The sequence below is a fragment of the Streptomyces sp. MnatMP-M17 genome (genome assembly GCF_900091995.1).
Lineage (GTDB): Bacteria > Actinomycetota > Actinomycetes > Streptomycetales > Streptomycetaceae > Streptomyces.
In genome coordinates this window covers 1-2121 of sequence record NZ_FMDK01001008.1, presented here as the reverse complement: position 1 = coordinate 2121, position 2121 = coordinate 1, and the positions used below count along the sequence as shown (strand labels likewise).

General features: G+C 73.3%; 2 protein-coding genes. Both read right to left on the bottom strand.

Translation table 11 applies throughout. From position 1 onward, the window contains the following. Nucleotides 1–28: 28 nt before the first annotated feature. Nucleotides 29–1138 (bottom strand): DUF5925 domain-containing protein, encoded by a 1110-nt coding sequence (locus tag GA0115259_RS35100; RefSeq protein WP_093604382.1) that lies wholly within the window; start codon nucleotides 1136–1138, stop codon nucleotides 29–31. 140 nt (nucleotides 1139–1278) lie between these two features. Beyond that, nucleotides 1279–2076, bottom strand: coding sequence for a polysaccharide deacetylase family protein (locus GA0115259_RS35095; RefSeq protein WP_093604384.1), 798 nt, complete (start codon nucleotides 2074–2076; stop codon nucleotides 1279–1281). Nucleotides 2077–2121 lie beyond the last annotated feature (45 nt).

The window sequence follows — 2121 nt, the reverse complement described above, 5'->3', positions numbered from 1 at the left end:
GCGCCGGCACCGAGAGGCCGTCGGAGCGTCAGAGATAGAGGCCCGCGTCCGAGCCCGCCTGCTGGGCCGGGACCGAGGCCGGGCCGCTGCCCCGGCGCAGCGCGTACAGCTCGGCCAGCGTCGCGCCCTCGCGGCCGACCGACGCCTCCCAGTCGCCGTCCTCCCTGCTGAGCCAGGACAGCGCCTCCGACCGGGTCAGCGAGCCGACCTCGATCCTGGCCAGACAGCGGCCGGGACGGACCACCGCCGGATGCAGCCGCTCCAGATCCTCATTGGTCGTCACGCCCACCAGAACGTTCCTGCCCTGTCCCAGCAGACCGTCCGTGAGATTCAGCAGCCGCGACAGCGCCTGGCCCGCCGTGTGCTTGGCCTCGCCGCGGATCAGCTCGTCGCAGTCCTCCAGGAGCAGCAGCCGCCAGCGGCCCTTGGCCGAGCCGTCGTCCTCGCCGATCGCGATGTCCATCAGATAGCCGACGTCGTTGAAGAGCCGCTCCGGGTCCAGTACGCAGTCGACCTGGCACCAGTCGCGCCAGGAGCGGGCCAGCGTACGCAGCGCCGAGGTCTTGCCGGTGCCCGGCGGGCCGTGCAGCAGGAGCAGCCGGCCCGCGATGTCGTCCGGCGTCACCTTCATCAGCCGGTCCATCGCGTCAGCCACCGGCGCGGTGTAGTTGGGCCTGACCTCGTCCCAGGTGCCCGCGGCGATCTGCCGGGTGGTGCGGTGCGGGCCGCGCCTGGGCGACACGTACCAGAAGCCCATCGTCACATTCTCCGGCTGCGGCTCCGGCTCGTCCTGCGCGCCGTCGGTCGCCTGCTCATGGATCTTCTCGGCGAGTTCACGGCTGACGGCCGTGACGGTGACATCCGCGCCACGGTTCCAGCGCGAAACGAGCAGCGTCCATCCGTCGCCCTCCGCGAGCGTCGCGCTGCGGTCGTCGTCGCGCGCCGAGCGCAGCACGGCGGCGCCGGGCGGCAGCAGCGTGACGCCCGACCTGACGCGGTCGATCGTCGAGCTGTACGAGTACGGCTGCTCGCCCGTCGCGAAACGGCCGAGGAACAGCGCGTCGACCACATCCGACGGCGAGTCGCTGTCGTCGACGGTGAGCCGGATCGGCAGTGCGTCCTGAGGCTTGGCAGACATGCCGCCCATGATCCGGCACGGGGACGGCCTATGCACGGTGTTTTGACTCCGGCGGCGGGCCGCGCCGGAACCGTCGGGCCCGGTCCCGGTCGACGGCCGCGGTACGGCCGGGACGTCGGCGGGCAGTTGATCCGGCCTCGTCATGGCCGGCCGGCGGACACCGTACGGCCCAGCGCGACCGCCCGGCGGGCGCGGCGCACCACGGCATACGCCTTGGTCAGCGCCCGGTCGCCGGCGAAGGCACGGACGACCGCCCGTCCCTCGACCAGCCGTCCGAACTCCTCGATCCCGGTGGTGCGCCGTACGGTCACCCGCTCCAGGGCGTACGGGCCCTGGCCGCGCCGCGCCAGCGCGTTGCCCACGGCAACCGACTGGGCGAACCCGGCCGCGCGGACCGTACGCCGTACCCGCCGGCTGGAGTAGCCGTACGGATACGCGAACGAGCCGGGCGCCGTGCCCAGCTCCTCAGCGATGATCTCCCGGCAGCGCCGGACCTCGGCGCCGAGCCGCTCGTCGTCCAGCTGGTCCAGCTCGGGATGGGTGTGGCTGTGGCCGCCGATCTCCAGGCCCGCGGTGGCCAGTTCCCGTGTCTGGTCCCAGTCGAGCATGGTGTCGAGGGCGCCGCCCTCGTCGTACGGTCCGCGCAGCCAGCCGGTCGAGACGAACACGGTGGCGGTGAAGGAGTACGAGGAGAGAACGGGCAGGGCGTGCCGGTGCACGCCCTCGTAACCGTCGTCGAAGGTGATCAGTACGGGCCGAGGCGGCAGCGGCCGAGGCGGCAGCGGGCCACCGGTCCGCCAGGCGGCGGCGAGCCGCGCCGTGGTGACCGGGGTGAATCCGCGTGCGTGGAGCAGCTCCATCTGCTCGGTGAAGTCCTCGGGCGAGACGGACAGGGCGCGGGTCGCGGGAGCGGGCCGGTGTCCGACGGCGTGGTACATGAGGATCGGTACGGCCGCCGGTGGCCCGGACGGGCCCGGCGGACG